28 protein-coding genes are annotated in these 26,826 nt (G+C 63.7%); 18 read left to right on the top strand and 10 right to left on the bottom strand.

The genetic code is table 11. The features are described from left to right. Positions 1-11: 11 nt before the first annotated feature. On the bottom strand, positions 12-458 hold the full coding sequence (gene rpsF, locus V2I08_RS07170) for a 30S ribosomal protein S6 (RefSeq protein ID WP_349634499.1): 447 nt from the start codon (positions 456-458) through the stop codon (positions 12-14). Between the two features lie 324 nt (positions 459-782). Between rpsF and V2I08_RS07165 the strand changes: the two genes are divergently transcribed. Continuing rightward, positions 783-2,183 (top strand): GntP family permease, encoded by a 1,401-nt coding sequence (locus V2I08_RS07165; protein ID WP_349634498.1) that lies wholly within the window; start codon positions 783-785, stop codon positions 2,181-2,183. Between the two features lie 4 nt (positions 2,184-2,187). On the opposite strand, the gene V2I08_RS07160 is transcribed toward V2I08_RS07165, so the two are convergent. From V2I08_RS07160 to V2I08_RS07135, 6 genes are all read right to left on the bottom strand, one after another. Next, entirely contained in the window at positions 2,188-2,598 is a 411-nt protein-coding gene (locus tag V2I08_RS07160) for a BLUF domain-containing protein (RefSeq protein ID WP_349634497.1), read from the bottom strand. Positions 2,599-2,750: 152 nt separating this feature from the next. Further along, complete coding sequence (locus V2I08_RS07155) at positions 2,751-3,164, bottom strand: RcnB family protein (protein ID WP_349634496.1); 414 nt, start codon at positions 3,162-3,164, stop codon at positions 2,751-2,753. Positions 3,165-3,413: 249 nt separating this feature from the next. Beyond that, a complete protein-coding gene (locus V2I08_RS07150; RefSeq protein WP_349634495.1) occupies positions 3,414-4,619 on the bottom strand; it encodes an ABC transporter permease in 1,206 nt (401 codons plus the stop codon). A gap of 190 nt (positions 4,620-4,809) precedes the next feature. Continuing rightward, positions 4,810-5,511: an ABC transporter ATP-binding protein gene (locus V2I08_RS07145; protein WP_349634494.1), complete on the bottom strand. Its 702-nt coding sequence runs from the start codon at positions 5,509-5,511 to the stop codon at positions 4,810-4,812. Between the two features lie 5 nt (positions 5,512-5,516). Then, positions 5,517-7,019: an efflux RND transporter periplasmic adaptor subunit gene (locus tag V2I08_RS07140; protein WP_349634493.1), complete on the bottom strand. Its 1,503-nt coding sequence runs from the start codon at positions 7,017-7,019 to the stop codon at positions 5,517-5,519. Next, positions 7,016-8,476 (bottom strand): efflux transporter outer membrane subunit, encoded by a 1,461-nt coding sequence (locus V2I08_RS07135; protein ID WP_349634492.1) that lies wholly within the window; start codon positions 8,474-8,476, stop codon positions 7,016-7,018. The genes V2I08_RS07140 and V2I08_RS07135 overlap by 4 nt, the downstream gene beginning before the upstream one ends. 175 nt (positions 8,477-8,651) lie before the next feature. On the opposite strand from V2I08_RS07135, the gene fabD reads away from it, so the two are divergent. The 4 genes from fabD (at position 8,652) to fabG (ending at position 11,627) form a co-directional block, all read left to right on the top strand. Further along, on the top strand, positions 8,652-9,587 hold the full coding sequence (gene fabD / locus V2I08_RS07130) for an ACP S-malonyltransferase (protein WP_349634587.1): 936 nt from the start codon (positions 8,652-8,654) through the stop codon (positions 9,585-9,587). Beyond that, positions 9,584-10,384, top strand: coding sequence for a crotonase/enoyl-CoA hydratase family protein (locus tag V2I08_RS07125; RefSeq protein WP_349634491.1), 801 nt, complete (start codon positions 9,584-9,586; stop codon positions 10,382-10,384). The genes fabD and V2I08_RS07125 overlap by 4 nt, the downstream gene beginning before the upstream one ends. 68 nt (positions 10,385-10,452) lie before the next feature. Next, positions 10,453-10,875, top strand: a complete 423-nt coding sequence (locus tag V2I08_RS07120) for a GxxExxY protein (RefSeq protein WP_310224501.1) — start codon at positions 10,453-10,455, stop codon at positions 10,873-10,875. A gap of 11 nt (positions 10,876-10,886) precedes the next feature. Then, complete coding sequence (gene fabG, locus V2I08_RS07115; protein WP_349634490.1) at positions 10,887-11,627, top strand: 3-oxoacyl-[acyl-carrier-protein] reductase; 741 nt, start codon at positions 10,887-10,889, stop codon at positions 11,625-11,627. A 22-nt stretch (positions 11,628-11,649) separates the two neighbouring features. Here fabG and V2I08_RS07110 read toward each other — a convergent pair whose 3' ends face one another. Continuing rightward, positions 11,650-11,988, bottom strand: coding sequence for a metalloregulator ArsR/SmtB family transcription factor (locus V2I08_RS07110; protein ID WP_349634489.1), 339 nt, complete (start codon positions 11,986-11,988; stop codon positions 11,650-11,652). A 290-nt stretch (positions 11,989-12,278) separates the two neighbouring features. Between V2I08_RS07110 and V2I08_RS07105 the strand changes: the two genes are divergently transcribed. The 6 genes from V2I08_RS07105 (at position 12,279) to V2I08_RS07080 (ending at position 19,110) form a co-directional block, all read left to right on the top strand. Beyond that, complete coding sequence (locus V2I08_RS07105) at positions 12,279-13,421, top strand: site-specific DNA-methyltransferase (RefSeq protein WP_349634488.1); 1,143 nt, start codon at positions 12,279-12,281, stop codon at positions 13,419-13,421. Between the two features lie 133 nt (positions 13,422-13,554). Continuing rightward, a complete protein-coding gene (gene folP / locus V2I08_RS07100) occupies positions 13,555-14,679 on the top strand; it encodes a dihydropteroate synthase (RefSeq protein WP_349634487.1) in 1,125 nt (374 codons plus the stop codon). A gap of 135 nt (positions 14,680-14,814) precedes the next feature. After that, positions 14,815-15,294 carry a 50S ribosomal protein L13 gene (gene rplM / locus V2I08_RS07095; protein WP_037473167.1) on the top strand — a complete coding sequence of 160 codons (480 nt, stop codon included), beginning with the start codon at positions 14,815-14,817 and terminating at the stop codon, positions 15,292-15,294. Then, the gene (rpsI, locus tag V2I08_RS07090) at positions 15,294-15,872 is read left to right on the top strand and encodes a 30S ribosomal protein S9 (RefSeq protein WP_069066504.1); all 579 of its coding nucleotides are present in this window, start codon (positions 15,294-15,296) and stop codon (positions 15,870-15,872) included. The genes rplM and rpsI overlap by 1 nt, the downstream gene beginning before the upstream one ends. A gap of 146 nt (positions 15,873-16,018) precedes the next feature. Further along, positions 16,019-18,823, top strand: coding sequence for a DUF3857 domain-containing protein (locus V2I08_RS07085; RefSeq protein ID WP_349634486.1), 2,805 nt, complete (start codon positions 16,019-16,021; stop codon positions 18,821-18,823). A gap of 104 nt (positions 18,824-18,927) precedes the next feature. Next, positions 18,928-19,110, top strand: a complete 183-nt coding sequence (locus V2I08_RS07080) for a CsbD family protein (protein WP_333973939.1) — start codon at positions 18,928-18,930, stop codon at positions 19,108-19,110. Positions 19,111-19,144: 34 nt separating this feature from the next. Here the strand turns inward: V2I08_RS07080 and V2I08_RS07075 are convergent, their stop codons facing one another. Further along, complete coding sequence (locus tag V2I08_RS07075; RefSeq protein ID WP_349634586.1) at positions 19,145-20,524, bottom strand: amino acid carrier protein; 1,380 nt, start codon at positions 20,522-20,524, stop codon at positions 19,145-19,147. A 212-nt stretch (positions 20,525-20,736) separates the two neighbouring features. On the opposite strand from V2I08_RS07075, the gene glmM reads away from it, so the two are divergent. The 5 genes from glmM (at position 20,737) to V2I08_RS07050 (ending at position 24,751) form a co-directional block, all read left to right on the top strand. Then, positions 20,737-22,077: a phosphoglucosamine mutase gene (glmM, locus tag V2I08_RS07070; RefSeq protein WP_349634485.1), complete on the top strand. Its 1,341-nt coding sequence runs from the start codon at positions 20,737-20,739 to the stop codon at positions 22,075-22,077. A 108-nt stretch (positions 22,078-22,185) separates the two neighbouring features. Continuing rightward, entirely contained in the window at positions 22,186-22,410 is a 225-nt protein-coding gene (locus V2I08_RS07065) for a DUF1272 domain-containing protein (protein ID WP_349634484.1), read from the top strand. Continuing rightward, positions 22,407-23,270, top strand: a complete 864-nt coding sequence (locus tag V2I08_RS07060) for a hydroxymethylpyrimidine/phosphomethylpyrimidine kinase (RefSeq protein WP_349634483.1) — start codon at positions 22,407-22,409, stop codon at positions 23,268-23,270. The genes V2I08_RS07065 and V2I08_RS07060 overlap by 4 nt, the downstream gene beginning before the upstream one ends. Then, entirely contained in the window at positions 23,263-23,862 is a 600-nt protein-coding gene (locus V2I08_RS07055; RefSeq protein ID WP_349634482.1) for a ribonuclease HII, read from the top strand. Before V2I08_RS07060 ends, V2I08_RS07055 begins: the two co-directional genes overlap by 8 nt. Before the next feature lie 280 nt (positions 23,863-24,142). Beyond that, a complete protein-coding gene (locus tag V2I08_RS07050; RefSeq protein WP_349634481.1) occupies positions 24,143-24,751 on the top strand; it encodes a L,D-transpeptidase family protein in 609 nt (202 codons plus the stop codon). Positions 24,752-24,767: 16 nt separating this feature from the next. Here the strand turns inward: V2I08_RS07050 and V2I08_RS07045 are convergent, their stop codons facing one another. Then, complete coding sequence (locus V2I08_RS07045) at positions 24,768-25,748, bottom strand: endonuclease/exonuclease/phosphatase family protein (RefSeq protein ID WP_349634480.1); 981 nt, start codon at positions 25,746-25,748, stop codon at positions 24,768-24,770. Positions 25,749-26,200: 452 nt separating this feature from the next. On the opposite strand from V2I08_RS07045, the gene V2I08_RS07040 reads away from it, so the two are divergent. Beyond that, complete coding sequence (locus tag V2I08_RS07040) at positions 26,201-26,491, top strand: type II toxin-antitoxin system RelE/ParE family toxin (RefSeq protein ID WP_349634585.1); 291 nt, start codon at positions 26,201-26,203, stop codon at positions 26,489-26,491. Between the two features lie 4 nt (positions 26,492-26,495). Then, entirely contained in the window at positions 26,496-26,786 is a 291-nt protein-coding gene (locus V2I08_RS07035; RefSeq protein ID WP_349634479.1) for a HigA family addiction module antitoxin, read from the top strand. The last annotated feature ends 40 nt before the right edge of the window (positions 26,787-26,826 follow it).

The following is a 26,826-nucleotide window of genomic DNA, read 5'->3' as shown; positions in this document are numbered from 1 at the left end:
TTCAGGTCTCCTTATTCGCCAGCGGTTTCGTCGCGGTCGCGGCGGGGGCCACGATCACCACGGTCTTCGCGCGGGCCACGATCGCCCCGGTCGCCACGATCACCGCGGGGACCGCGATCACCACGTTCCGAACGCTCCTGCTTGCGCATCATCACCGACGGGCCGGTTTCCAGCTCGTCGACCTTGACGGTCATGTAGCGGATGATGTCTTCGTTGATCTGGGTCTGGCGCTCCAGCTCCGCGATCACATTGCCCGGCGCGTCGATGTTCAGCATGACGTAGTGCGCCTTGCGGTTCTTCGCGATCTTGTAGGCGAGCGAACGCAGGCCCCAGGTCTCGACCTTGGTAACCTTGCCTTCATTCTCTTCGACGATCTTGGTGGCGATTTCCGCCAGCGCGTCCACCTGCGCCTGTGCCAGATCCTGGCGCGCAAGGAACACATGCTCGTACAGAGCCATGATAATGCCTTTTCTGTTGGCCGATTGCTGACGCGCACCCCATGTGCAGCGCCCCTCCGGCTGTCGTCTCGTTCCGTATCTTCGCACTAGAGCGAGTCACCCCGGTCCGTCGCGAAGGCGGGCCTATGGCGGAAATGCGGGGGAATGGCAAGGGGCTCGCGTGGCTATGTGATCCGCCAGACTTGCCAGCGCAGACTGAATATAGATAGTGCGCCACCATGGCAAAGCGTTCCCCGGCGAAGGCCGGGGTCGAGTTGTTACGTTTGGACTGGATCCCGGCCTTCGCCGGGGAACGGACATAAAATTTGAGGAGCAGGAGAGTATATGGCCGTTGCGATTGCTGCCTTATCACTGATCCTGCTGATGATCGCGGCCTATCGGGGGATGAGCGTCATCATCATGGCGCCGTTGCTGGCGATGCTGGCGGTGTTCCTGACTGATCCAGCCGCCGTGCCTGCTGCTTTTTCCGGCCTGTTCATGGAGAAGGTCGCGAGTTTCCTGAAACTCTATTTCCCCGTGTTCCTGCTGGGCGCGCTGTTTGGCAAGCTGGTCGAGATTTCGGGCTTTTCCCGCGCGATCGTGACGGCGGTGATCGGCGTGGTGGGCGCGGGGCGGGCGATTCCGGCGATCATGCTGGTGACGGCGCTGCTGACCTATGGCGGGGTGTCGGTGTTCGTGGCGGTGTTCGCCGTCTATCCCTTCGCCGCCGAGATGTTTCGCCGCGCCGACATTCCCAAGCGGCTGGTGCCAGCGACCATCGGCCTTGGCGCGATCACCTTCACCATGGATGCGCTGCCCGGCACGCCGCAGATCCAGAATATCATTCCGACCAGTTTCTTTGGCACGACCACCTGGGCCGCGCCGGTGCTGGGGACGATCGGGTCGATCTGCATCGCGGCGATGGGGCTGGCTTATCTGGGCTGGCGGCGGCGGACGTTGATGGCGGCGGGCGAGGGCTATGGTGCGCCTGAAACGCTGGTGAACGAGCCGGAGCCGGTGGAGGACGCCGCCCCGGTGCATCCGCTGATCGCGCTGCTGCCGCTCCTGGTGGTGGGGGTCGGCAATTTGTTGCTGACGATGGCGATTCCGCGCTGGGTGAGCGGCGATGTCGTCACCTTGTCGCTGGTGGGGATGGCCGCGCCGGTTGAGGTGCAGGTGGCGCAGGTTTCCGCGCTGTGGGCGGTGGAGGGCGCGTTGCTGCTCGGCATTGCGACGATCCTGATGTTTGCTTTCCGTACCGTGGCCAAGCGCTTTGCCGAAGGGTCGAAGGCGGCGGTGGGGGGCGCTTTGCTGGCGGGCATGAATACGGCGGTGGAATATGGCTTCGGCGCGGTGATCGCGGCGCTGCCCGGCTTTCTGGTCGTCAGGGAAGCGCTCAAGGCGATCCCCAATCCGTTGATCAATGAGGCGATCACCGTGACGTCGCTTGCCGGGATCACCGGATCGGCTTCGGGCGGCCTGTCGATCGCGCTGGCCGCGATGGCGGACCAGTTCATGCTGGCGGGCGACGCGGCGGGCATCCCGCGCGAGGTGCTGCACCGGGTGGCGTCGATGGCGTCGGGGGGCATGGATAGTCTGCCGCATAATGGCGCGGTCATTACCCTGCTGGCGGTGACGGGGCTGACCCACCGGCAGGCCTATAAGGATATTTTCGCGCTGACGCTCATCAAGACGCTGACCGTCTTCGTGGTGATCGCGGTCTATTATCTGACCGGGATGGTCTGATCCCTTATCGGGCGGCCGAGCGGTGCAGGTCTGCCGAGCCGATGAAATGGGCGCGGGTCGAGGGACCGGCCCGTTCGAGCAAGGCGGCCACCTTGTCCTTCAGGCTGTGCGACGGCCGAGTGGGGTCGTCATAGGCCATTGCCCATTGGCCAAATTCGCGCGTGTCGATAGCCCCTTCGCGCAATTTGACGACGGCGCGGTGGCGTGGGTCGTCATAGATGCGGGCGAAGATGCGTTCGACGGCATCCTTTGGCCCTTCCAGCACCTGGAGGAAGCGGCGCGAGTTGAACAGCAGGAGGCCGGTCACATCGTCGCGCTGATTGTTGACGGCGGAGAGTTGCGCGACTTCAGCGCATTCCTGCAGCGTGACCGTGCCGACGACGGTGCTGATATACATGATCTGATGCAGTGACATGGACTTTCCCGGTTCGGCCCGTTTGCATCCCTATAGGGGAAAATCCCTTAATATTGGGTATTTAACCTGGATCAGACAGGGAAATGCCCCAGGGGGGAGAGAGAACCCCTGGGGCATCCATGCGACCCTCCGGCTGTCGGGAGGTATGGGATTTAGCGGATCGCGCCGCCGATGACGGCGCCGATGATGCCGCTGGTGAGGGCGATCAGGACCGCGTCGTTACCCGACTGGACCCACTGATAGCCGCGCGGTGGGGCGTTCAAGCGATAGCCGCGATAATTGTTGATCACCCGGTAGTTGGTAGCCTGGCGACGGTCGAAGCGCTGACCCTTGGCCCAGCGATGATTGACCACCGCATTGCGGTTGGGACGATAGACATTGCCGTTGTTGCGGACGGTCGTCTTCTGCTTGACCACGGTGCGGCCGTTGGGCTGTTGCTTGACGACCGTGCGGGTCTGCTGCTGGCGGTGCTGCGGGCCGTAGCTCTGGGCCTGGGCCTGCGCGCTGATGATGGGGCTGGCGACCAGGGTTGTGGTGGCCAGGGCCATGATGATCTTCTTGAACATGAGCTTGCTCCTTTGCCTGTGTTTCTGGCGCCCTCTGCGGCGTCGAGAACAGAGATAGGCCGCGCTTGTCGCGAGGATGTGCCAGGAAGAGGCGAAGATGTCGGAAATTGTATCAAGCGGGTGTTTTGGCTGAATGGCTGTTCAGGAAAGGCGGGATTTCAGGGGTTTGGGCGCTAGATGGATAGCCGGACACCCCTCCGTCTGGCTGCGCCAGCCACCTCCCCCGCCGGGGGAGGATGGGCTTATTGCTTATTCGTGCCGTAGCGCGTCGATGGGGTTGAGGGCTGCTGCTCGCCGTGCCGGGAAATAGCCGAACACGACGCCGATTGCCGCAGAGAAGAGGAAGGCGATCAGGTTGACCTTGATGTCGAAGAGGAAGGGCACCTGCATCAACGGCGCGATGGCGAAAGTGGCAACCAGTGCCAGCAACAGCCCGATCAGGCCGCCAAGACAGGACAGCACGATCGCTTCGACCAGAAACTGCATCAGCACTTCGCGCGCGACCGCGCCGATGGCGAGGCGGATGCCGATTTCGCGGGTCCGCTCCGTCACGGACACCAGCATGATGTTCATGATGCCGATGCCGCCGACGAGCAGCGAGATGGCCGCCACCGCGCCGACGATCTGGGTCAGGATGGTGGTGGTGCCGGTGAGCGTGTCGCTGATCTGCTTGGTGTCGAACACGTTGAAATTATCCTCAGACCCGGCCTTGATCTTGCGCCGTTCGCGCATGAGTTCTTCAAGGCTGGTCTGCACCGCAGCGGTGTCATAGGCGTCGTCGACCGCGACCATGATCTGGCTGATGTCGCGGTTCCCGGTGAAGCGACGCTGCACGAATTTGATCGGCATGACGACGACATCGTCCTGATCGCCAAAGCCGCCCTGGCCGCGCGTCTTGAGCGCGCCGATCACCTGGCAGGAGACGCCCTTGATCCGCATCCGCTGACCCACCGGGTCCGCGCCCTGAAATAGGTTGGTGCGCACGGTATTGCCGATGATGCAGACCGGGCGTCCGGCCTCTTCTTCTTCGGGCAGGAACAGGCGGCCGACATCGGTGGTCCATTGCTGAACCTCGGAATAGGCCGATGTGGTGCCATAGACGGTGGTGGACCAGTTATTGCCTTCATAAATGGCGGTGCCGCTGGACTGGACCAGTGGCGCGACCGCGCGGACGCCAGTCAACTGATTTTCGATCGCGGTCAGGTCGGCGGGCTTGAAGTCGGGGGGGCGAGGGCCACCGCCACCGCGACCAAAGCCCTGGCCGGGTCGCAATTGCAGGACGTTGGCGCCGAGCGAACTGATCTGCTCGCGCACGGCCGCCGTCGCGCCATTGCCCAGCGTCACCATGGTCACGACGGCGGAAACGCCGATGATGATGCCCAGCGTGGTGAGGAAGCTGCGCAGCTTGTGCCGGTTGATCGCGCGGAAGGCGAGGGTGATGGTGGTGCCTAGCATCCGAACTCTCCTCGCCCCTTGGGGGAGAGGATAGCCAAGCTTGCCAGCTTGCTGGCTAGCGTCGCTTGGAGAGGGGGCAGCGATCCGCCGCGAGGGCCTATCCCCCTCTTCCAACTCCGCCTAAGTCGCTTCGCGCCTAAGGCTGCGTATCCTTCTCCCCCACGGGGAGAAGGCTTGATCGCTATCCCCATCACGCCGTCACCTCATTGTCGATCCGTTCGACCAGACCGTCCTTGAAATGGACGATGGTCCGCGCGAAGGCGGCCATGTCGGGTTCGTGGGTGACCATCAGCACGGTGATGCCGCTGTTCTGATTGAGGTCGGTCAGCAATTCCATGATTTCCACCGATCGTTCCGAATCGAGATTGCCGGTCGGCTCGTCCGCCAGCAGCACGTCGGGGCTGGTGACGATGGCGCGGGCGATGGCGACGCGCTGTTGCTGGCCGCCCGACAGTTCGGCGGGAGTATGGTCCCACCACTCCTTGAGGCCCACCTTGTCGAGCGCGGCCATGCCGAGGTCATAGCGCGTCTTCTTGTCCTCGCCGCGATAGATGAGCGGCAGTTCAACATTTTCGAGCGCGGTGGTGCGGGAGAGCAGGTTGAAGCCCTGGAACACGAAGCCAAGATAGCGGCGGCGCAGCAGGGCGCGCTGGTCGCGGTCGAGCGTTTCGACATGGTGCCCCTTGAACAGGAAGGTGCCCGCCGAGGGCACGTCGAGGCAGCCCAGAATGTTCATCGTCGTCGATTTGCCGGAGCCGGATGGCCCCATCACCGCGACGAAATCACCCTGTTCGATGTCGAGGTCGATGCCCTTCAATGCCTGAAAGGCGGTCGGGCCTTCGCCATAGACTTTGGTGACTCCGCGCAAGGAGATGATCGGTGCGATCGCCATGCGCCTTACGTCCCGCTCGGTCGGCCAGTGCCGCGCGTTTCGGTGGGGGCGACAGGCGCGGTTTCGGGGGCTTTGTCACCCGAATTGCCGAGCGTGCCGACGCTGGCGGGCTTGCCGTCCGCTGCCGGATTGCGTTGGCGGTCGGATGCCTTGGCATCGGTGTCAGCGGGGCGCTGGTCCTCGGCCGGGGCTTCCTGGCCGGCGGCCAATTGCCCGGTGATGACGCGCATCCCTTCCTTGATCTCGCCGCCGGTGATGGCTGTGCGCGATCCGTCGCTGGCGCCGATGGTGACCTGCACCGCCTTGGGATTGCCGTCTGCATCCAGCACATAGACGGTCTGGCTGCTGCCCGCGCCGAAATTGACCTGACGGGTATTGCCGCCGCGCCGCATCCGGCCGGGGCCGGGCAGGACGCTGGTGATGCCGCCGCCCTTTGCGCCTGCGCTGGGCTTGAAGCGCAGGGCGCTGTTGGGGATCAGCAGCACGTCGCGCAGTTCCTGGGTCACGATGTCAGCGGTGGCGGTCATGCCGGGACGCAGCGTTTCATCCTCATTATTCACCGTCAGAACGGCGGTGTATGCGACCACGGTGCCCGTCGTGCTGGTCGTGGTGGTAGAGGATGACGAGGTGCTGCTGGCGTTCGAGCCGACATTCACGCGGCTGACCTTGGCTGGGAAGGTGCGGCCAGGGAAGGCATCGACCGCGAAGGTCGCGCTCTGGCCGTCCTTCACCTGACCGACATCAGCTTCATCGACCGACACCTCGACCTCCATCTCGGTCAGGTCTTCGGCGATGGTGAACAGCACAGGGGCGTTGAACGACGCTGCAACAGTCTGGCCCGGTTCGATATCGCGCGAGAGGACCACGCCGGTTACCGGCGAAACAATCTGCGCGATCGACAGGTTGGTCTGCGCGGAGGACAACTGTGCGCGGGCGACATCGACCTGTGCCTGCGCTGATCGCAGGCTGGCGACCGCGCTTTGATGATTGGCGCGTGCCGTGTCGATCTCGGTCTTGGCGGGCACTTTGCCGCCGGACAATTGATAGACGTTGAGCTGACGATCGAGCGTCGCCTTGGCGAGCGCGACCTGGGCCTCAGCCTGGGCCACACTGGCCTGGCTGGACGAGAGCTGCGCGCGATTCTGGTTCACGGAATCGACCAGTCGGCGGGTGTCCAGTTCGGCCAGCCGCTGGCCGCGCGTCACGCGATCATTGACGTCGACATAGACGGCGGTGATCTTGCCCGACTGTTCGGACCCCACATCGACCTGATTGACGGGTTTGAGATTCCCGGTGGCGGACACGGCAACGGTCAGGCTGCCCTTGCGCACTTCACGGGTCGCGTAATTAGGCTGGTCGTCACCGGAGAAGCACTGTGCCAGCAACAAGATGACGATGAGTAGCACGGCACCGACGCCGCCCCTGATCGCCCATTTGCGCCATGGTCTGGCGGGCTTGGCGCCGAGAAATTCGTCGAGGGCCGGATCGGTGGTCACGTCATTGCTCATGATTTTTGCTCATCGATGGGGCGGTTGTCCATGCTCTGCCAGCCGCCGCCCAGCGCGTCATAGAGGCGGGCGATGGCCAGAATTTCGTCGGACCGGGCGGTGGCGAGGCTGTTGCGCGCGTTCAAAAGGGTGGTTTCGGTATTCGACAGCGTCTGAAAGTCGATAAGGCCCGCCTGATATTGGCTGCGCGCCAGCAGCGCGGCGTTGTTCGACGCATCATAAGCGATGGCAAATTCGGCCTGCCGCGTCCGCGCGCTGGCGAGCGAAGCCATGGCATTTTCGACATCTTCCAGTGCGGTCAGCACGCTTTGCTTGTAGGCGGCAAAAGCGGCGTCGGTTGCGGCCCGTTGCGAGCGGACCTGCGAGGCAAGGCGGCCGCCGTCGAAGATGACCTGCGACACATTGGCGAACACGCCGCCCGTAATGAGGCTGAACAGATCACTGAAAGCGTTCGACGTTGTCGCCAGATTGCCGCTGATTCCGAGCGAGGGGTAAAGCTGCGCCTGTGCCACGCCGATCCGCGCGGTCGCAGCCGCGAGCGACCGTTCGGCGCTGCGCACATCGGGTCGCTGGCGCAAGGTGTCGGCGGGGATGCCGAGGGCGATTTGCGGTGCGGCGGTCGGGATAGGGGCGGGGATTTCGAGCGTACGGGTTGCTTCGCCGGGGGCCTGTCCGGTCAGGACGGCAATGCGGTTGAGGCTGCCGCGCAGATTGGCTTCCTGCTGCGGGATGGAGGCACGGGTTTGCGCCAGTTGGGCGCGGGCCTGCTGCTCGTCCAGCGAGGAGACGAGACCGGCCTGCAAGCGCCACCCGGCAATGTCGAAATTATCCTGCTGAACCCGTTCCGTTTCCCGCGCGATCCGCAACTGTTCCTGCGCGAGCCGCGCCTGTACATAGTTGGTGACCAGTTCGGAAATGATCGTTAGTCGAACCGTTGCAAGGTCATAACCGGACGCGGCAAGTTCCGCCCGCGCGGCCTCCGCCGTTCGAGAAAGGCGTCCGAACAGGTCGATCTGCCAACTGGCTGACGTATTGGCCGAATAGCTGCTCGACCAATTGCTCTCGCCCGTGCTGATGACGTTGCCGCTGTCATCAACCCGCGTGCCGCCCGCCTGACTGCGGTAATTTTTGCCGCCATTGCCCGACGCATTGAGCTGCGGCAGGAAGGCTGCATTGCTTTGCGCCAGACTTTCGCGTGCTTGGCGCAGCCGCGCCTGGGCCTGGACGATGTCCAGATTGTTGGCGATGGCCGTGTCGATCAGTGCCGAGAGCGTCGGATCATTGAGCCGGGTCCACCAAAGGGCGAGATCAGCCTCATTCTGGGCGGTGCCGACATTTTGATAATAGGTGGCGGGCACCCCCATCGATATGGCCTGTGGCGGTCGATAGTCCGGGCCGACGGCGCAGGCCGACAGGCTCAGCGCCGTCCCACATATCCCTGCAAAGCGATATCGCACCTTTTCCTAGCACTCCGTCATCGTTAAAGGGGCCGCCACGCGCCAGAACAGATGGCGGTAAAGCGTGCGCGCCCTGACTGCCGCAGGGTCGTGTACGTCTCAATGGCATTTATGTCTCAAAGTGTAACGACGTTGAATATCGGCACTTTTTTGGTTGATGGTTAGAGGATGGATGATGCGCGCATTTGTATTTCCGGGTCAGGGCAGCCAGTCGGTTGGCATGGGCAAGGCCCTGGCCGACGCCAGCCCGGCCGCGCGGGAACTGTTTCAGGAGGTCGATGACGCCCTGTCCTTCAACCTGTTCCGGCTGATGGCGGAGGGGCCGGAGGATCACCTGACCCTCACCGAAAATGCCCAGCCCGCGATCATGGCCAATGCCATCGCGACGCTGCGGGTGATGCAGCGCGAGGGCGGTTTTTCGATCGCGCAGAAGGGCGATTATGTCGCGGGCCATAGCCTGGGCGAATATAGCGCGCTGTGTGCTGCCGAGGCGTTCGACGCTGGCACGACGGCGCGGATGCTGCGGCTGCGGGGGCAGGCGATGCAGGCGGCGGTGCCGGTGGGCGAGGGGGCAATGGCCGCTTTGCTGGGTGCCGACATCGAGAAAGCGCAGGCTTTGGCCGATGCCGCGGCGCAGGGCGAGGTTTGCGCCATCGCCAACGACAATGATCCGAGCCAGGTCGTGATTTCAGGGCACAAGGGCGCGATCGACCGCGCCGTGGCGATGGTGAAGGAGCATGGCATCAAGCGCGGCATCTTGCTGCCGGTGTCCGCGCCCTTCCATTGCGAATTGATGCAGCCTGCGGCCGATGCGATGGCGCAGGCCTTGGCCGAGGTTGCGTTGGTCGCGCCGCTGCTGCCGGTTTACGCCAATGTGTTGGCCGCGCCGATCGCCGAGCCGGATGAGATCAAGCTGCGGCTGGTCGAGCAGGTCACGGGGCGGGTGCGCTGGCGTGAATCCGTGGCGGCGATGTGGGGCGCAGGCGTCACCGAATTTGTCGAAATAGGCGGCAAGGTGCTGACCCCGATGATCAAGCGCATCGCCCCCGACGCCACGGTGCGCAGCATCGTGACGATGGACGATATCGAGGCGGCGCTGGGCGCGCTGTGAGCGCTGTCCTCACCCAGCGGGATGGCGCGGTCCTGACGGTCACGCTGAACCAGCCCGACCGGCGCAATCCCATTTCCGACCCGGCGATGGTCGATGCGCTGTGTGCCGTGTTCGAGGCGGCGGATCGCGACCTGTCGATCCATGTCGCGATTTTGACAGGTGCAGGGAGCGCATTTTCGTCGGGTGGTGACCTCAATGCCATGCGGCCCGATGCGGGAGGCCTGCGCGCGGGACTGCCGGCGCAGACGCGGCGCAATTATCGGGCGGGTATCCAGCGCTTGCCCTTGTTGTTCCAGGCGATCGAACTGCCGGTGATCGCGGCGGTCAATGGCCCGGCGATCGGTGCGGGGATGGATCTGGCCTGTATGTGCGACCTGCGCATTGCGGCACAATCGGCGCGCTTTGCCGAGAGTTTCGTGAAGCTGGGGCTGGTGTCGGGGGATGGCGGGGCCTGGCTGTTGCCGCGTATCGTCGGTTTCTCCAAGGCCAGCCAATTGTCGCTGACCGGCGAGACGATCGATGCGGACGAAGCGCTGCGCATCGGGTTGGTGGGTGCCGTGGTTCCTGACGCGGACCTGATGGATGTCGCCCGCGCGCAGGCCGACGCCATCGCCGCCAATCCGCCTCACGCGACCCGTATGACCAAACGGCTGTTGCGCGCGGCGCAGACGGCGGAATTAAGCCAAATACTCGAAATGGCAGGCGCGATGCAGGCGCTGGCCCATGCGACGGCGGACCATGACGAGGCGATAGACGCCTTCTTCGACCGCCGCCCACCAATGTTCAAAGGAGACTGACCGGCCATGCTATAGGGTTGCGGGTACAGGATTTTGGGCACGCGGAGGCGCGGAGACGCGGAGGGAATTTGGCGGATATCGATCGCATCAGCGGAGACGTTCTTGACCTCGCCTTGCGGATGCATCGCGATCTGGGACCGGGACTGCTCGAAAATGTGTACGAAATGATACTGGCGGCCAAGCTTGTGGCCATGGGCCATCGCGTTGAACGGCAGAAACCCGTGGATATCAGCTATGATGGTTTGGATTTCACGGCGGCTTTCAGGATCGACCTCCTGGTCGATGGCCGCTTGCTGGTAGAGATCAAGTCGACCGAACGCCTCCACCCTGCCCATGCCAAACAATTGCTGACCTATCTTCGCCTGACCAACCAGCCCGTAGGGCTTCTGATTAACTTCGGTGGCGCCACGCTCAAGGAAGGGGTGAAGCGCATAGTCAACGACTATGTCCCCTCCGCGTCTTCGCGCCTCCGCGTGAACCAAATAGAATAAGGAGACTGACCATGTTTGACCTCACAGGAATGACCGCGCTGGTGACGGGCGCTTCGGGCGGGATCGGGTCCGAGATTGCCCGGTCGCTGGCCGCGCAGGGGGCTACGCTGGCGTTGTCGGGCAGCAATGAGGAGAAGCTCAAGGCCTTCGCGGCGGAGCTGGGCGGAGATCATAAGACTTTGGTGTGCAACCTGTCGGACCCGGCTGCGGTCGATGCGCTGGTGCCGCAGGCGGTCGAGGCGCTGGGCGGCAAGCTCGACATATTGGTCAACAATGCCGGGGTGACGCGCGACAATCTGATCCTGCGGATGAAGGATGAGGAATGGTCGACCGTGATTGCGGTCAATCTGGAAGCCGCATTCCGGCTGTGCCGTGCCGCCGCCAAGCCGATGATGAAGGCGCGCTTTGGCCGCATCATCTCGATCACGTCGGTCGTGGGCGTCACCGGCAATCCGGGCCAGTCCAATTATTGCGCGTCGAAGGCCGGGATCATCGGCATGTCCAAGTCGCTGGGCCAGGAACTGGCGAGCCGGGGCATCACCGTCAATTGCGTCGCGCCGGGCTTCATTCGTTCGGCGATGACCGATGCGCTGAACGACGCGCAGAAGGGCGCGATCCTGCAGAAGATCCCGGTCGGCGATCTGGGCGAAGGCGCCGATATCGGCGCGGCAGTGGTCTATCTCGCCAGCCGCGAGGCGGGCTATGTCAACGGCCAGACGCTGCATGTGAATGGCGGCATGGCGATGATTTGATAGGGATTGCGGGGGCTTGGTCTCAAGCCCCCATATCCTCCAGCGCGGTGAAGCGTTGCGACCAGAGCGCGCCATAGACCGCCATCCATTGCACCACCGGGGCCAACCCCTTGGCGCGGGCGCTGTAGAAGGTTTCGCGTCCGGCCTTGCGGGCCGTCACGAGCCTGGCGCGTTTCAGCTTGCCCAGGTGGCGCGATACCATCGGTTGCGATACGCCCGCGATCGCGGTGAGCGCATGGACGCTCTGTTCGCCTTCGCGCACGAGATATTCCAGCAGCGCGCGGCGGGTGCCGTCCGACAAGGCCTTGAACTGGGCGTCGATCGTCGCGCCGCGATTATCTTCCTGTAATCCAACTGTCATCGGCCAGCCATAACCATAGGGTTATCAATGGGTCAACCATTGTCGCTGATTTGGGCCGTCGCGCGCCGTTAACCAAAAAAACTTTGGGACAGGATGCGCGTGAGTCTTTTGAGTCACACCGCCCTATCTTGAGTCCCGCGCGACTCGCCAGACTCCATATCTTGTGGTTCCCCGCTTCGTTCTCCCCGACATCTGCGTCGTTCGGCATCGGGCAGGCCAGGGTGCCGGGCTTGACGCCGGACTCCCAAGGACTCATCGCTGTTGTTCAAGACGAACGGGGGTTTTTACGCATGGGTGTCATGGAGCGGGTCGCACCGGCGCGACGGAAAAAGGCGATCGCACCGATCGCGGTCGCAGCGGCCGAGATTGCGACCGATTGCCTGCTGCGGGGCGATTGCATCGCGCAGATGGCGGCGCTGCCCGACAATTGCATCGACATGATCTTTGCCGATCCGCCCTATAATCTGCAGCTCGGCGGCGATTTGTTCCGGCCCGAAGGCGGCCGGGTCGATGCGGTCGATAATGACTGGGACAAATTCGATACGCTGGGCGCCTATGACCGCTTCACCAAGGCATGGCTGAAACAGGCGCGCCGCATCCTGAAACCCAATGGCAGCATCTGGGTGATCGGCAGCTATCACAACATCTTCCGCGTCGGCACGGCGTTGCAGGATGAAGGTTTCTGGATACTCAACGATATCATCTGGCGCAAGGCGAACCCGATGCCCAATTTTAAGGGCACGCGCTTTACCAACGCGCATGAGACGCTGATCTGGGCCAGCCAGGGCGAGGACGCCAAATATACGTTCAACTATAAGGCGATGAAGACGCTCAACGACGAGTTGCAGATGCGCTCCGACTGGGTGCTGCCGATCTGCGGCGGGCAGGAGCGGTTGAAGCGCAACGGGACCAAGGCGCATCCGACGCAGAAACCGGAGTCGCTGCTCTATCGCGTGATGCTGTCCTGCACCAAGCCGGGCGATGTGGTGCTTGATCCTTTCTTTGGGACCGGGACCACCGGCGCGGTGGCCAAGCGGTTGGGGCGCAAATGGATCGGCATCGAACGGGAGGAATCCTATATCGAAGTTGCACTGGAGCGGATCGAGGCGGCGCTGCCGTTGGATGAGTCCGCGCTCACCATCATGCAGAGCGCGCGGTCGCAGCCCAAGGTTGCGTTCGGCACGCTGGTCGAAACGGGCTATTTGAAGCCCGGCGCGATCCTGACCGACGCCAAGCGGCGCTGGCAGGCGGTGGTGCGCGCCGACGGGTCGCTGGCTGTGGGGAGCGACACTGGGTCGATCCACAAGATCGGCGCGACGCTGCAAAATGCGCCGAGCTGTAATGGCTGGACCTTCTGGCATCATGAGGCCGAGGGCGGGTTGAAGCCGATCGATACGCTGCGTCAGACCTATTTGTTGGCGAACGAGCCTTAAGCGCCGCCACGACTACGCCGTCATCCTGACGAAAGTCAGGATCCATTGGCTCTGGCGTTGCGCGTTTCTGCAGGGCTAGAGCCAATGGATGCTGAAACAAGTTCAGCATGACGAAAGAGGGGAGTCCCGCTCGATGACATTGCCCGCCATCCCCGCCGATGCGCGCCTGTACCTGCGGCCGACATGGTTCGTGCCGTCGCCGATCGGCCTGCCGGACGGGTCGGTGGCGCGGATGGGCAATGGGCTGATCTGGTTTCAGGGCTATGAAGTCAGCGCCTTTGCGGGGCGGGACCGGGTGGCGCGGGTGACGGTGCCGGTGGCCGGTTTCGCCGATGCGATCGCCAGCTTGCCTGATGTTTTGGCGGAGCGGGCGCAGGCGCTGTCCGCCAATATCTCCGCGACCCGCGCGCCGCTGATGCTGGGCGAACGCACCATCCGTTTCGATGCGCCACAGGTGATGGCGATCCTGAACGTCACGCCCGACAGTTTTTCGGACGGCGGCAAGCATGTCGGCGAGCCGCAGGCGGCGGCCGATGCGGGGTTCGCGATGGCGGCGGCGGGCGCGGCGTTGATCGATGTGGGGGGCGAGTCCACCCGGCCGCGCGCCGACAAGGTGTGGGAAGGCGATGAGATCGCCCGCATCGCGCCGGTGATCGAGCGACTGGCGGCGGCGGGCGTGCCGGTGTCGGTGGACACGCGCAAGGCGGCGGTGATGGAGGCGGCGCTGGCGGCGGGCGCGAAGATCGTCAATGATGTCAGTGCGCTGGCGCATGATCCGCGCAGTATGGAGGTCGTGGCCGGGGCAGGCTGCCCTGTCATCCTGATGCATGCGCCGTCAGCGGGCGACGATCCGCATGACAATCCTGCGGGCTATGGCGATGTCGTGGCGGACGTGTTCGATCATCTCGAAGGGCGAATTGCCGCTTGCCTGGACGCGGGCATCGCGCGCGATCGGATCATGGTCGATCCGGGGCTTGGCTTTGGCAAGTCGCTGGCTGACAATCTGGCGCTGGTAAATGGCCTGGCGACGTTTCAGGCGTTGGGCGTGCCATTGCTGTTTGCGGGCAGCCGCAAAAGGCTGATCGGCGCGCTGTCGAACGAAGCGCCTGCTGCCGATCGACTGGGTGGTTCCATCGCGCTGGCGTTCCGGGCGGCGCAACTCGGCGCGCAGATGGTGCGGGTCCATGACGTGAAGGAAAGCGTCCAGGCCCTACACCTGTGGCGGGGGTTGGCGGACGCCGGATTGAGTGCGATTTAGGGACGGGTATTATTTTACCCGTCAGGAAAGCCGCCATATCGCTTGACTTGGACGGCTTCCCCAGTCATTAGCGCCCCACTTCCGGGGGTCGGTAACGGCCTGCGGTTCTTTAATTCATTCTGGAGTATTGGCACCATGAAGGCGCTGATGAAGACGACCAAGTCGGCAAGCCCGGCAACGGTTGATAAGAAGTGGGTCCTGATCGACGCGGAAGGCCTCGTCGTCGGCCGTCTCGCTTCGACCGTGGCAAATATCCTGCGTGGCAAGCACAAGACCAGCTTCACGCCCCATGTCGATTGCGGTGACAATGTCATCATCATCAACGCGGGCAAGGTGAAGTTCACCGGCAAGAAGCTGACCGACAAGATCTATTACAAGCACACCGGCTATGCCGGTGGCATCAAGGAAACCACGCCTGCCAAGATTTTGGAAGGCCGTTTCCCTGAGCGCGTGCTTGAAAAGGCGATCGAGCGCATGATCCCCCGTGGCCCGCTGGGCCGCCAGCAGATGCGCAACCTGCGCGTCTTCGCCGGTGCCGAGCATCCCCATGAAGCCCAGAACCCCGAAGTGCTCGACTTCGCGTCGCGCAACCGCAAGAACAAGGTGGGTGCATAATGTCCGATAACCGCCAGTCCCTGTCCGACCTCGCGGCGATCGCCGCTGAAGCGGCTGCCGCTCCGGCTGCAGCGCCTGCTGCTCCTGAAGCCGCCGCGACGGCTGCTGCCCCGGTCGAAGCCGAAGCGCCTGCCGCTCCGGTCGAGCCTGCAGCGCCCACCATGCCGCTGCGCGCGCAGGAAATCGACAATCTGGGCCGCGCCTATGCGACCGGCCGTCGTAAGGATGCCGTTGCGCGCGTGTGGGTAAAGCCCGGCACCGGCAAGATCACGGTCAATGGCCGCGATCAGGAAATCTATTTCGCGCGCCCGACCCTGCGTCTGGTCATCAACCAGCCCTTCGGCGTCACCGACCGTAACGGTCAGTATGACGTGATCGCCACCGTCAAGGGCGGCGGTCTGTCCGGCCAGGCCGGTGCGGTCAAGCATGGCATTGCCCAGGCGCTGACCAAATATGAGCCTGCGCTGCGCAGCGCGGTCAAGGCCGAAGGCTTCCTGACCCGCGACAGCCGCGTCGTCGAGCGTAAGAAGTACGGCAAGGCGAAGGCGCGCAAGAGCTTCCAGTTCTCGAAGCGCTAAGTCGACACCGACTGCAAATTCAGGAAAGGGGCCGGTTTTCCGGCCCCTTTTTTCGTGCGCGCGCTTCGTCTGATCGCTTGAGTGCCCCGGCCCGATGCAATAGCCTGTGTATCGACAGGCTGATGCCGGGGGGTGTTTGGGGGGGTATGAGACAGGCTATGTGGATGGCGGCGCCGATCGCCCTGATGGTTGCTGCGCCGGCTGTGGCGGGCGAAGTGCCGCTCTATCAGGCGGCGCCCGCCTGGGTGGAGAAGGCCAGCGTGCCGCCGCTGTCGCGTTTCGAGGGCGAACTGCCGATGATGATGCTGTTCGACATCCAGCAACGGGTGGAGGATGGCCGCTTATGGCGCTATGCCGATGTGGCTACCCGCGCCGGGTCGGCAGAGGTGCTGGCACAGCTATCGTCGCTCACCTTGCTATGGTCACCCGACAAGGGCGACCTGATCATTCATGAAGTGTCGATCCTGCGCGGGGATGAGACGATCGACGCGCTGGCGGGTGACAAACGCTTTGCCATCTTGCGCCGGGAAGAAAATCTGGAGGCGCGCCAGATCAACGGCATTCTTACCGCGACGCTGGCAGCCGAAGGTGTTCAGGTGGGCGATATCGTCCGTGTGCGTTATACAACGACGATGAAGGATGAGGCTTTAGCGGGCCATGTTCAGGGTGAGATGCCATTGTTCGCCGCGCCGTTGCGGATGGGGCAGGGGCGGCTGCGTGTCCAATGGGATGAGCGCAGCGGGGCGAAGTGGAAATTGCTGGCCAAGGATGCAGTGGTCAAGCAGCAGAAGAAGGGCGGGTTTAATGAACTGACCGTCGCCCTGCCGTTGGTCAAGCAGCCGGAGATGCCGGAGGATGCGCCGCTGCGCTATCGGCATCCGCCTTTGTTCGAGCTTTCGACCTTTGCCTCGTGGGCGGATGTGTCCAAGACGATGGCGCCGCTTTATGCGACCGAGGGGCTGATCGCGCCGGGTAGCGGGCTGGCGGGCGAGTTGGACAAGCTCAAGGCGTCGGGCGGGTCGCCGCGTGCGAAGGCGGCGGCGGCGCTGCAACTGGTGCAGGATAGTATCCGCTATCTGGCGATCGGCATGAATGGCGGCAATTATGTGCCCCAGACCCCGGCGCAGACCTGGACGCTGCGCTATGGCGATTGCAAGGCCAAGACACTGCTGTTGCTGGCGTTGCTGCGGGGCATGGGGATAGAGGCTGAGCCGGTGCTGGCGAGTTCCTCCATGGGCGATTTCGTGCCGGAACGGTTGCCGAGCGTTGCCGCGTTCGACCATGTGCTGGTGCGCGCGACCATCGACGGCGAGACGCTGTGGATGGACGGCACGGGCAGCGGGGCGCGGATCGACGATCTGGCCGATACGCCGCCTTTCGGCACGGTGCTGCCGGTGCGGACGGTGGGGGCGGACCTGCTGCCGATCCAGACCCGCGCCAACGCCCGGCCGATCATCGACATCACGATCGAGGCGGACGAGAGCGGTAGCATCCGCTTGCCCAGCGTCTTCGATGCGGTGGCGGTGTTGCGGGGGCCGGCGGCGTCGATGATCAATGTCGCGTTGGGGCAACTCGACACCAAGCAACGCGCCGACATGGTGCGTGGCTTTTTTATGCGGCAGATGGGGCAGTCGCAGTTCAGTGATGTCAGCGTGGCGATGGATGCCGCTACGGCGACCACGACGCTGAAAGCGCATGGCGTCACGACGACGCCCTGGCGCCTGGAGGATAATCGTCATCGACGTAGCATTGGCCGGGGCGTCAACGACATCAGCTTCGCGCCCGATCGCGGGCGTCCGGCATGGATCGATATTCCAGTGGCGACGCCGCCGCCGTCGGGGGTGCGCTATCGGCTCAAATTGCGCTTGCCCGATGGCGGCAAGGGCTATGTGCTGGAAGGCGACCAGAATGTCAGCCAGTCGATCGCCGCCTTCACGATCAAGCGCAACGTCCAGTTGCGCGACGGGCTGCTCGAACTGGATGAGCGGATGGATTCGACCGGGGTCGAGATTGCGGCGGCGCAGGTGCCCGACGAGCGTGATCGGCTTGCCACGGCGCAGGCCTTGGCCCCGCGCTTGATCGCCCCGGCCAAGCCGACCTTCTACTGGGATGCCCCTTACGAGGTGTTGGCAAACTGGTCGCAGGTCAAAGCGGGGGAGCAGGCGTTCACCAAGGCGATCGCCGAAGACCCGGAGGAAGTGTCGGGCTATAGCAGTCGCGCCAATTTCCGCTGGGGCGTAGGTGATCGAAAGAAGGCGTTGGCCGATCTGGACAAGGCGATTGCCATCGAGCCGGATGTCGATCTTTATCTCAGCCGCGCTGACCGGCGCTTCAGGCTGGGGGACGTGCCCGGCGCGCTGGCAGATGCACGGATGGCGCGCCAGCTCGATCCCTCTGCCTTTGGCGCGATCAATGCGGTTACCACTTATCTTGCCGAAAGCGGGAAACTGGACGAGGCGCTGGTGATGGTGGATCAGCGGATCGCCATTGGCGGCGAAACCCGTGACGCTTATCGCCGTCTCAAGACCAGCCTGCTGGGCACTTATAGCGACGCGGCCAAGGCGGTGGAACTGCTCGACGCGCATATTGCGGAAAAGCCTGGCCTGACCATGCTGCTCAACGAGCGCTGCTGGATCAAGGGCACGCGAAACATCATGCTCGATAGCGCGCTCAAGGATTGCACGCGTGCGATCGAGACAAGCACGTACAGCGTGGCGGCGCTCGACAGTCGTGCCATGGTGTCGTTCCGCATGGGCAAATATGAAGACGCGCTTCAGGATTTGACCGCCGTCCTCGACCAGGTGCCAGGCAAGGACGAGAGTCAATTCATGCGCGGGATCGTGCTGCATCGGCTCGGCCGGGCCAGCGACGGTGACAAGGACATCGCCATCGCGCGCCGCATCAACCCCCGCATCGACGCGGACTATGCGCGGTTCGGCATCAAGCCGTGATCATCGCAACAGCTATCGGCGATTTCGTTACGGGAGCGGTTTGACGGCAACCTTTATTCTGATTGTCGGTTGAATAGGCAACACCAACCAACAGGAGACTGAACATGGGTGAAGCAACTGACAAGCTGAAGGCCGCTGGCAACAAAGTCGCCGGCAACGTCAAGGAAGCCGTTGGCAAGGCGACGGACAATGAGCGTCTGGAAGCCGAGGGCAAGGCCCAGCAGGTCAAGGGCACTGGTCAGGATGTGGCTGGTTCGGTCAAGGGCGCGTTCGGCGACAAGATCTGACGCCACCGCTGCCAAATGAATAGGAAGCCCCGCCCTAACCGGCGGGGCTTTCTTTTTGCGTGAGATAGGCTTTGACGTCCCGCCGCAATTCCCCTGCGCATAGATAGAGCGCGATGACGTTGGGAATGGCCATCAGGAAGAAGCTGGAATCAACGATGCCGACGACCCTGCCGAGGTCGATCGCGGCGGCAGGGGGCAAAGCGACGACATAGAGGATCTTGTAGGTCCATTGCGCGCGCGCGCCGTGCCCGAACAGATAGCCCCAGGCCTGCAGGCCGTAAAAGCCCCAAGCGACCAGCGTCGAATAAGCGAACAGGAACACCACGACAGCCAGCAGCCAGGGAAACCAGGGTGAAACCTGCGCGAAGGCCGCCGAGGTGATGGCTATCCCCTCCAGCCCGCTATTCCATGTGTCCGCCACGACTAGCGCCAAGCCGCCGAGGCCGCACACGATCATCGTGCCGAGTAGCGGCTCCAATAGCGCGACCAGGCCTTCGGATACGGGATGGCGCGCGCGGGCGAGGCTGTGCGCCATCACCGCTGAGCCGACACCGGCTTCGCTGGCGAACACCGCGCGGCGCATGCCTGCGACGAAGGTGCCGACCGCGCCGCCGGTGGCCGCATTGCCGGTCCATGCCCCGTCCCAGATCAGCGCCAGCGCACCGGGGATGGCGCCCAGGTGCAGGATCAGAATCGCAAACACCCCGAACAGATAGATCGCGACTTTAAGCGGGGTCAGCCGCTTGGCGACTTCGCCCAGCCAGGCCGCACCGCCCAGCGTCACCAGCGCCACGGCACAGGCCAGGAAAATGCCGTAGCCCCAGCCGTTGGTGAGACCTGTGACGACCTTCACCTGCGCGAAACTCTGGTTGACCTGCACCATCGGGATCGCCCCGAACAGCGCGAAGAAGGCGTAGGCGCCGCCCAGTGCAAGCCCGACCTTGGGCCAGCCGCGCGCTGCGCCAACGGCCTTCAAGACATACATTGGCCCGCCATGGACATGGCCCTGCGCGTCGAACACGCGATATTTGAGGCCGAGCGTGACTTCCGCCATCTTCACCGTCATCGCGAACCAGCCGATGACGAACATCCACAGGATCGCGCCCGGCCCGCCCATCGTCAGGGCGACGGCGACACCCGCAATATTGCCAAGGCCGATCGTGCCCGACAGCGCGGTGCTGAGCGCGGCCCATTGGCTGACATCACCCTGCGCTTCGCCCTTGTCGGGCTGGGTGCGTAGGATGCGGATCGCGCGGCCAACCTGGGTGATATTGGGGAAGCCCAGCCATAGCGTGAAGAAGAGCATCGGCAGCGCGAGGTAGAGGACGATCAGTTCGATCTGCGTGCCCAACATCGGCAGCTTGAAGAACACGGCGGCCGAGATGGCATCGACGATGGCGTTGAAATTTTCCATCCTGCGCCGATGGCGCGTGCCTGCGAGAAAGTCGAACAAAGATTGCTCTTTCCCCCTCCGTTCGCCCTGAGTAGGGTCTGAGCGAAGTCGAAGGCCCGTATCGAAGGGTCTCGCGCTGCACATGTCCTTCGATACACCGCTTCGACTTCGCTCAGCGGTTACTCAGGACGAACGGATTTATGGGGATCATCCCCAAAGCATGAGAGAAATATGTGAGCAGGCAATATTTTGGCACCGACGGTATCCGCGGGCGTACCAACCAATGGCCCATGACCCCCGATCTGGCGATGAAGGTCGGCATGGCGGCGGGCACGCATTTCCTGCGCGGTGCCCATCGCCATCGCGTGGTGATCGGCAAGGATACGCGGCTGTCGGGCTATATGGTCGAAAATGCGCTGGTCGCGGGCTTTACGGCCGTTGGCATGGACGTGGTGCAGTTCGGGCCGATCCCGACGCCGGCCGTCGCGCTGCTTGCCCATTCAATGCGCGCGGACCTGGGCGTCATGATTTCGGCCAGCCACAATCCCTATTTCGACAATGGTATCAAGCTGTTCGGGCCGGATGGGTACAAACTGTCGGATGAGGATGAACTGAAGATCGAGGCGCTGATCGGGCAGGAGATTCCGCTCGCGCCATCCAAGGATATTGGTCGCGCGCGCCGGGTCGAGGATGCGCGCGGGCGCTATATCCATGCGGTCAAGTCCAGCTTCCCTGCAGATTTGCGGCTCGACGGCCTCAAGATCGTGGTCGATTGTGCCAATGGCGCAGCCTATCAGGTCGCGCCGTCCGCACTGTGGGAATTGGGCGCGACCGTCGTGGCGGTGGGGGTCAGCCCCAATGGCACGAATATCAACGACGGCTGTGGATCGACATCGCCCTTGCTGTGCCAGGAAACGGTCGTCTCGTCGGGCGCGGATATCGGCATTGCGCTGGACGGCGATGCGGACAGGCTGATCGTGGTCGATGAGAAAGGCCAGATCGTCGATGGCGATCAGATCATGGCGCTGATCGCGACCAATTTCGCGCGCGACGGGATGTTGCGCGGCGGCGGGTTGGTGGCGACGGTGATGTCGAACCTGGGGCTGGAACGCTGTCTGGCCGGGCAGGGGATCGCGCTGGAGCGGACCAAGGTTGGCGATCGCTATGTGCTGGAGCGGATGCGCGAGGGGGGCTTCAATGTCGGGGGTGAACAGTCGGGGCATATGATCCTGTCCGACTATGCGACCACCGGCGACGGCACGGTCGCGGCGTTGCAGGTGCTGGCCGCGCTGGTCCGGTCCGGCAAGCCCGCCAGCGAGACGTTGCATCAGTTCGATCCGGTGCCGCAATTGCTCAAAAATGTGCGCTTTGCCGGGGGCAAGCCGCTGGAGCATGGAGACGTGCAGCGCGTCATTGCGGAGGCGGAGGCGGAACTGGCCGGTGTGGGTCGCCTCGTCATCCGCCCGTCGGGGACGGAGCCTGTGATCCGGGTGATGGCCGAGGGCGACAGCGCGGATCAGGTGAGGGACGTGGTCGAGCGGATCTGCGCCGCGGTCGAGAAGGCGGCGGCGTGAGTCTCCATTCCCGCCGTCATCCCAGCGAACGCTGGGATCTTGCTTGTTTTGGTTCGAGCAAAAAGAAAAGAGAGATGCCAGCGTGCGCTGGCATGACGGAGATGGGCGATGCTTGACATGCACCCCGATTGCGAGCGCTGTGGCGCGGACTTGCCGGCCGATGTGCCGGGCGCGTTTATCTGTTCGTTCGAATGCACCTTTTGCGCGACCTGTGCGGAGGCGCTGGACGATCGTTGCCCCAATTGCGGCGGCGAGTTGATGGACCGGCCGACGCGAACGGGCAAGGCGCTGGCCGCCAATCCTGCTGCCACCGTGCGCAGGTATAAGCCATGACGCCTGCGCGGATTTTGATCATCGCCGGGTCTGATAGTGGCGGGGGCGCGGGGATTCAGGCGGACCTCAAGACGGTGACGTTGCTGGGCGGCTTTGCCATGACGGCGATCACGGCGATCACGGCGCAGAATACGTTGGGGGTGCAGGGCGTTCATCCGATCCCGACCGACATGGTGCTGGCGCAGATGGAAAGCTGTATCAGCGACATCGGCGTTGATGCGATCAAGATCGGTATGATCGGGTCGGCGCAGACGGCGATGGCGGTGGCGGAGCTTCTTACGACGTCATTCCCGCGCAGGCGGGAACCCATCTCCCAATCTACCCCCGCGCTGCAAGGCGGGGAGATGGATCCCCGCCTTCGCGGGGATGACAGGGTTGGGATAGGGGGCGGTGAGCGAGAAATCCCGATCGTCTTCGATCCTGTCATGGTCGCGACGAGTGGGTCGTTGTTGGCGGATGCGGATACGATTGCCGCGTTCCACAAGTTGATGGCCATCGCCACTTTGGTCACGCCGAATATTCCTGAACTGGCGGCGCTTGGTGGGGAGGAGATCGCGGCGCGATTTGGCACCCATGTCCTCGCCAAGGGCGGGCATGGGGAGGGGGCGATGCTCACTGACCGGCTGATCGGCCCCCATGGCGTCGCAGAGACATGGAGCGATGTGCGGATCGACACGCCGCACACGCATGGCACCGGCTGCACCATGGCCAGCGCGATTGCGACCGGGTTGGGGCAGGGGATGGACCTGACCGGCGCGACCACGCGGGCGCGGGACTATGTGCGGGCGGCGTTGATGCTGGCGCCGGGCTTTGGCGGTGGGCATGGGCCGATGGGGGCACCGTTCACTTTCCATGCCTGATTTTGCGCATGAAAGCCTGCACCATCCCGGCCTCGTCGCCGGGGTGGATGAAGCGGGGCGGGGGCCGTTGGCGGGGCCGGTGGTGGCCGCTGCCGTGATCTTGCGCGTTGAAGATTGTCCGCAAGGGTTGGACGACAGCAAGAAATTGTCGGCGACCCGCCGCGCCGCGCTGGAGGTGGAGATCAAGGATCGGGCGCTGTGCTGGGGGCTGGGGGTTGCCAGTGTCGAGGAGATTGACCAACTCAACATCTTGTGGGCGACGATGCTGGCCATGACCCGTGCGGTTGCTGCGCTGGGGCGGGATTGCGCGCATGTGCTGGTCGATGGCAATCGCTGCCCGGACTGGGAGCATGCATCGAGCGCGATTGTCGGCGGCGATGCCAAGAGCCTGTCGATCGCTGCGGCCTCGATCCTGGCCAAGGAAGCGCGGGACCGGATGATGGTTGAGGCAGCAGTGCGGCATCCGCATTATGGCTGGGCGAGCAACAAGGGCTATGGCAGCGCGCAGCATCTCGCGGCGCTGCGGACGCATGGGCCGACCCCGTTGCATCGGCGCAGCTTTGCGCCGGTTGCGCAATTGGTGCTGCTTTAGGGGGGCATTCCCGCAGCGCCACGCGCCACTGTGACTTTTCTCCCCTCCCCGGCGGGGAGGGGCCGGGGGAGGGGGAGTGAGGCGAAGCCGAGCGTCCACGCTGGCGGCGGTACACCCCCACCCAACCTCCCCCTCAAGGGGGAGGGGTTTGGTCGCGCGGGATCAATGTTCATCTTTACTCTCCTGATCCAACCTTATCTCCCTGTCCCAAGGCGGGACCGATGCGATAAAGCGCTTGTCTGCCTCTGGCGCGGGGCGGGGTTATGGTTAAGAAAGGCTTATGCTTTTCTTCCGGCTGCTTATTCTCCTGTGTTGCGCATCTTTCTGTGTGCCGTCCGTGCGGGCGCAGGTTGCCGATGGGCCGCTCAAGCCGGGGGCATTTAGCTGGAGCGACGATGGGGTCGCGGACGGGCCGCTCTACCTGATCGTCAGCCTCGCGCGCCAACAGGTCCATGTCTATCGCGGTGATCGGCTGATCGGCGCGGCCAGCGTGTCGACGGGGACGAAAAACAAGGCCACGCCGACCGGCAGCTTCCCGATCCTGCAAAAGCGGCAGTGGCACCGCTCCAACCTCTATAGCAATGCGCCGATGCCCTTCATGCAGCGGCTGACCTGGGACGGGATCGCGCTGCATGCGGGGCATAATCCGGGCTATCCCGCCAGCCATGGCTGCATCCGGCTCCCTTATGCTTTTGCGCAAAAGCTGTTTGCGCTGACGCAGATCGGCACGTTGACGCAAGTGACGACCGACCGGCTGAGCGCCGCGCTGATGCTCGATCCGCTGGTGCTGGGTGATGCTGGCAGCAGCGTGGTGACCTTTGGGATGGGGGGCGGCACGGGGATCGGCCGGGTGCCGGTGCTGGCCATTGATCCCGGTATTTTTCGCTAAACCCCAGGCAGCCTGGTCAGCAGCCGACCCTTGCTTTGGCGGTTGCAGGCCATTCCAGCCGGTAGGTGACCAGAAAGCCATCATGATCGGACAGCAACGGGCCGCTATCGCCGCCGTCGAACATGGCTTCGACCCGGATCGGTCGAACCGACACCAGCGATCCGCTCCAGAAGAACTGCAGATCCTGCGTGTCCATCCATGGCGCATCGCCATCCCAGGACAGGCGGACATCGCAGCCTGAGGCCGGGTCGGCGCATAGGCGGTGGACCAGCAGGAGCGATTGGTAGCGGGAGAAACTCTCCCACCGTTCCTCCGAGCTTCGCATGTTGAAGTCACCGCCGAAGATCAACGGGTGGCTTTGGTCATAGTTTCGCTCGATGAAACGCGATGCTTCCAGCACCTGCCGCTCATGGGCCGCCAGATGCCGTCGCGGCGGCGCGCGGGACGCCCGGCGGGCATTCATATGCGTATTGTAGAGATCCACCGGGGTCGGCACGCCGGGGATCTGAATACGCGCCTGCACAATTCCCTTGTTGGCGAGGCAGTCGAACCCGGCACAGGAGCGGCGACCATAGGCGCGCTGGTCGCTGTGGATGATGGGATAGCGCGATGCGATGGCAAGACCGCTGCCAAGCAGGTGAAGGCCAAGCTCGCCGCGCTTTGCCTTCGCTTTGCCCGGTAGCGGTTCGGTTACCGGATCTTGCGGCCGGGTGGTTCGGCGGGGTCCGGCGACCAAGGCCGGATAGCCCGCCGCGTCGACGGCGTTCTTGGCCGCGCCGCTGAACATCTCCTGAAACATGACGATGTCCGGGGCTGTTCCGGCCGCGCGCATGGCCGACAGCCTTTCGCCGATCTCCGCCAGTTTCCGCGCCCGGCCTTTGCGCGCGGGCCAGCCCAGACCTTCGATATTATAGGTCAGGACGCTCAGCATGGTGCTGGCCGTTCGCCCGTCTGGCGAGACGGTGACCTGGGGCGGGGTGGCCGCGCTACAGGCCATGATGCGGGACGGCGGTTCCACGGCGCAGCCAGCCAGACCGAGGGTCAGGGCCGCGCCCGCCACTATCCATCGAAATCCCCTGCCGCCTTGGCGCAGGGAGAGGCAAGTGATCATGCAGGTTCCAAAAATCTCGCCACTATCCTGTCATTCCGCGTGCAACGTCCATCGCATAGGTGTCGTTCCCGCCGCAATGCGGCGGCGCTTGCCAAATATGCGAAGTTCACACCGTCGCTGGCCCAGCGTTTGTGCGGGGGACGGACGGGTGGCGTGAACTTCGCAATAGGAGAATTTTTGCGAAGTGTGGGGTGGCGTGCGGGCGCGCGAAAGGGATGAGAGGGCGGACCGGGAGAAAGAGCCGGGCGAGCATGGCATAGGTTGGGGGATGTAGGACAGGGGTATCGACCGGGATCAAGGCCCATCCCAATCGCACTTGCATCGTGTAACGATACGCGATACAATCTGTCACAATCATCGGGTTCCGGCACAAGGGGCTTGAGGCCTTTTATACCAGCGGCACGACGCGGGGCATCCAGGCTGCCCATGCGAAGAAAATTCGCAATATCCGGGGCCTGCTCGACGTGGCGGCGGGGCCAGCGGATATGAATTTGCCGTCCTTCAAACTGCACGCGCTGAAGGGCGATTTGAAGGGGCACTGGTCGGTGTGGGTCAATGGCAATTGGCGCGTGACGTTCCGCTTTGTCGGCACCGATGCCGAACTTGTCGATTATCAGGATTATCATTGAGGCCATGATGATGATGCATAACCCTCCCCATCCCGGCGAATTGCTGCGTGATGAAGTCATTGTGGCGCTCGGCCTGTCCGTCACCGAAGCGGCCAGCCGTCTCGCCCTTTCGCGCGTCGCCCTTTCGCGCGTGCTGAATGGCAAAGCGGCGATCAGCCCTGATCTGGCGCTGCGGCTGGAACAGGCGGGGACAAGCACAGCGCGCGCGTGGCTGGCCATGCAGGCCAATTACGACCTTTGGCGTGCGCGTGAGAATGGGCAGCCGGTGGTGCGGCGGTTGCAGGAGGTGGTTTGATAGAAAGAGGCGGTGGTCAAAAACTGAAGAGCTTTTGGCG

The sequence above is a fragment of the Sphingobium sp. MK2 genome (genome assembly GCF_040170545.1).
Taxonomy (GTDB): Bacteria; Pseudomonadota; Alphaproteobacteria; order Sphingomonadales; family Sphingomonadaceae; genus Sphingobium.
This window is presented reverse-complemented; position numbering and strand designations above follow the sequence as displayed.

What these genes read in the sequence shown, in the direction of transcription:
- rpsF (WP_349634499.1), bottom strand. Translation starts at nt 458, where the DNA reads ATGGCTCTGTACGAGCATGTGTTCCTTGCGCGCCAGGATCTGGCACAG.
- V2I08_RS07165 (WP_349634498.1), top strand. Translation starts at nt 783, where the DNA reads ATGGCCGTTGCGATTGCTGCCTTATCACTGATCCTGCTGATGATCGCG.
- V2I08_RS07160 (WP_349634497.1), bottom strand. Translation starts at nt 2,598, where the DNA reads ATGTCACTGCATCAGATCATGTATATCAGCACCGTCGTCGGCACGGTC.
- V2I08_RS07155 (WP_349634496.1), bottom strand. Translation starts at nt 3,164, where the DNA reads ATGTTCAAGAAGATCATCATGGCCCTGGCCACCACAACCCTGGTCGCC.
- V2I08_RS07150 (WP_349634495.1), bottom strand. Translation starts at nt 4,619, where the DNA reads ATGCTAGGCACCACCATCACCCTCGCCTTCCGCGCGATCAACCGGCAC.
- V2I08_RS07145 (WP_349634494.1), bottom strand. Translation starts at nt 5,511, where the DNA reads ATGGCGATCGCACCGATCATCTCCTTGCGCGGAGTCACCAAAGTCTAT.
- V2I08_RS07140 (WP_349634493.1), bottom strand. Translation starts at nt 7,019, where the DNA reads ATGAGCAATGACGTGACCACCGATCCGGCCCTCGACGAATTTCTCGGC.
- fabD (WP_349634587.1), top strand. Translation starts at nt 8,652, where the DNA reads ATGCGCGCATTTGTATTTCCGGGTCAGGGCAGCCAGTCGGTTGGCATG.
- fabG (WP_349634490.1), top strand. Translation starts at nt 10,887, where the DNA reads ATGTTTGACCTCACAGGAATGACCGCGCTGGTGACGGGCGCTTCGGGC.
- V2I08_RS07110 (WP_349634489.1), bottom strand. Translation starts at nt 11,988, where the DNA reads ATGACAGTTGGATTACAGGAAGATAATCGCGGCGCGACGATCGACGCC.
- V2I08_RS07105 (WP_349634488.1), top strand. Translation starts at nt 12,279, where the DNA reads ATGGGTGTCATGGAGCGGGTCGCACCGGCGCGACGGAAAAAGGCGATC.
- folP (WP_349634487.1), top strand. Translation starts at nt 13,555, where the DNA reads ATGACATTGCCCGCCATCCCCGCCGATGCGCGCCTGTACCTGCGGCCG.
- rplM (WP_037473167.1), top strand. Translation starts at nt 14,815, where the DNA reads ATGAAGGCGCTGATGAAGACGACCAAGTCGGCAAGCCCGGCAACGGTT.
- rpsI (WP_069066504.1), top strand. Translation starts at nt 15,294, where the DNA reads ATGTCCGATAACCGCCAGTCCCTGTCCGACCTCGCGGCGATCGCCGCT.
- V2I08_RS07085 (WP_349634486.1), top strand. Translation starts at nt 16,019, where the DNA reads ATGAGACAGGCTATGTGGATGGCGGCGCCGATCGCCCTGATGGTTGCT.
- V2I08_RS07080 (WP_333973939.1), top strand. Translation starts at nt 18,928, where the DNA reads ATGGGTGAAGCAACTGACAAGCTGAAGGCCGCTGGCAACAAAGTCGCC.
- V2I08_RS07075 (WP_349634586.1), bottom strand. Translation starts at nt 20,524, where the DNA reads ATGGAAAATTTCAACGCCATCGTCGATGCCATCTCGGCCGCCGTGTTC.
- V2I08_RS07065 (WP_349634484.1), top strand. Translation starts at nt 22,186, where the DNA reads ATGCTTGACATGCACCCCGATTGCGAGCGCTGTGGCGCGGACTTGCCG.
- V2I08_RS07060 (WP_349634483.1), top strand. Translation starts at nt 22,407, where the DNA reads ATGACGCCTGCGCGGATTTTGATCATCGCCGGGTCTGATAGTGGCGGG.
- V2I08_RS07055 (WP_349634482.1), top strand. Translation starts at nt 23,263, where the DNA reads ATGCCTGATTTTGCGCATGAAAGCCTGCACCATCCCGGCCTCGTCGCC.
- V2I08_RS07050 (WP_349634481.1), top strand. Translation starts at nt 24,143, where the DNA reads ATGCTTTTCTTCCGGCTGCTTATTCTCCTGTGTTGCGCATCTTTCTGT.
- V2I08_RS07045 (WP_349634480.1), bottom strand. Translation starts at nt 25,748, where the DNA reads ATGGCCTGTAGCGCGGCCACCCCGCCCCAGGTCACCGTCTCGCCAGAC.
- V2I08_RS07035 (WP_349634479.1), top strand. Translation starts at nt 26,496, where the DNA reads ATGATGATGATGCATAACCCTCCCCATCCCGGCGAATTGCTGCGTGAT.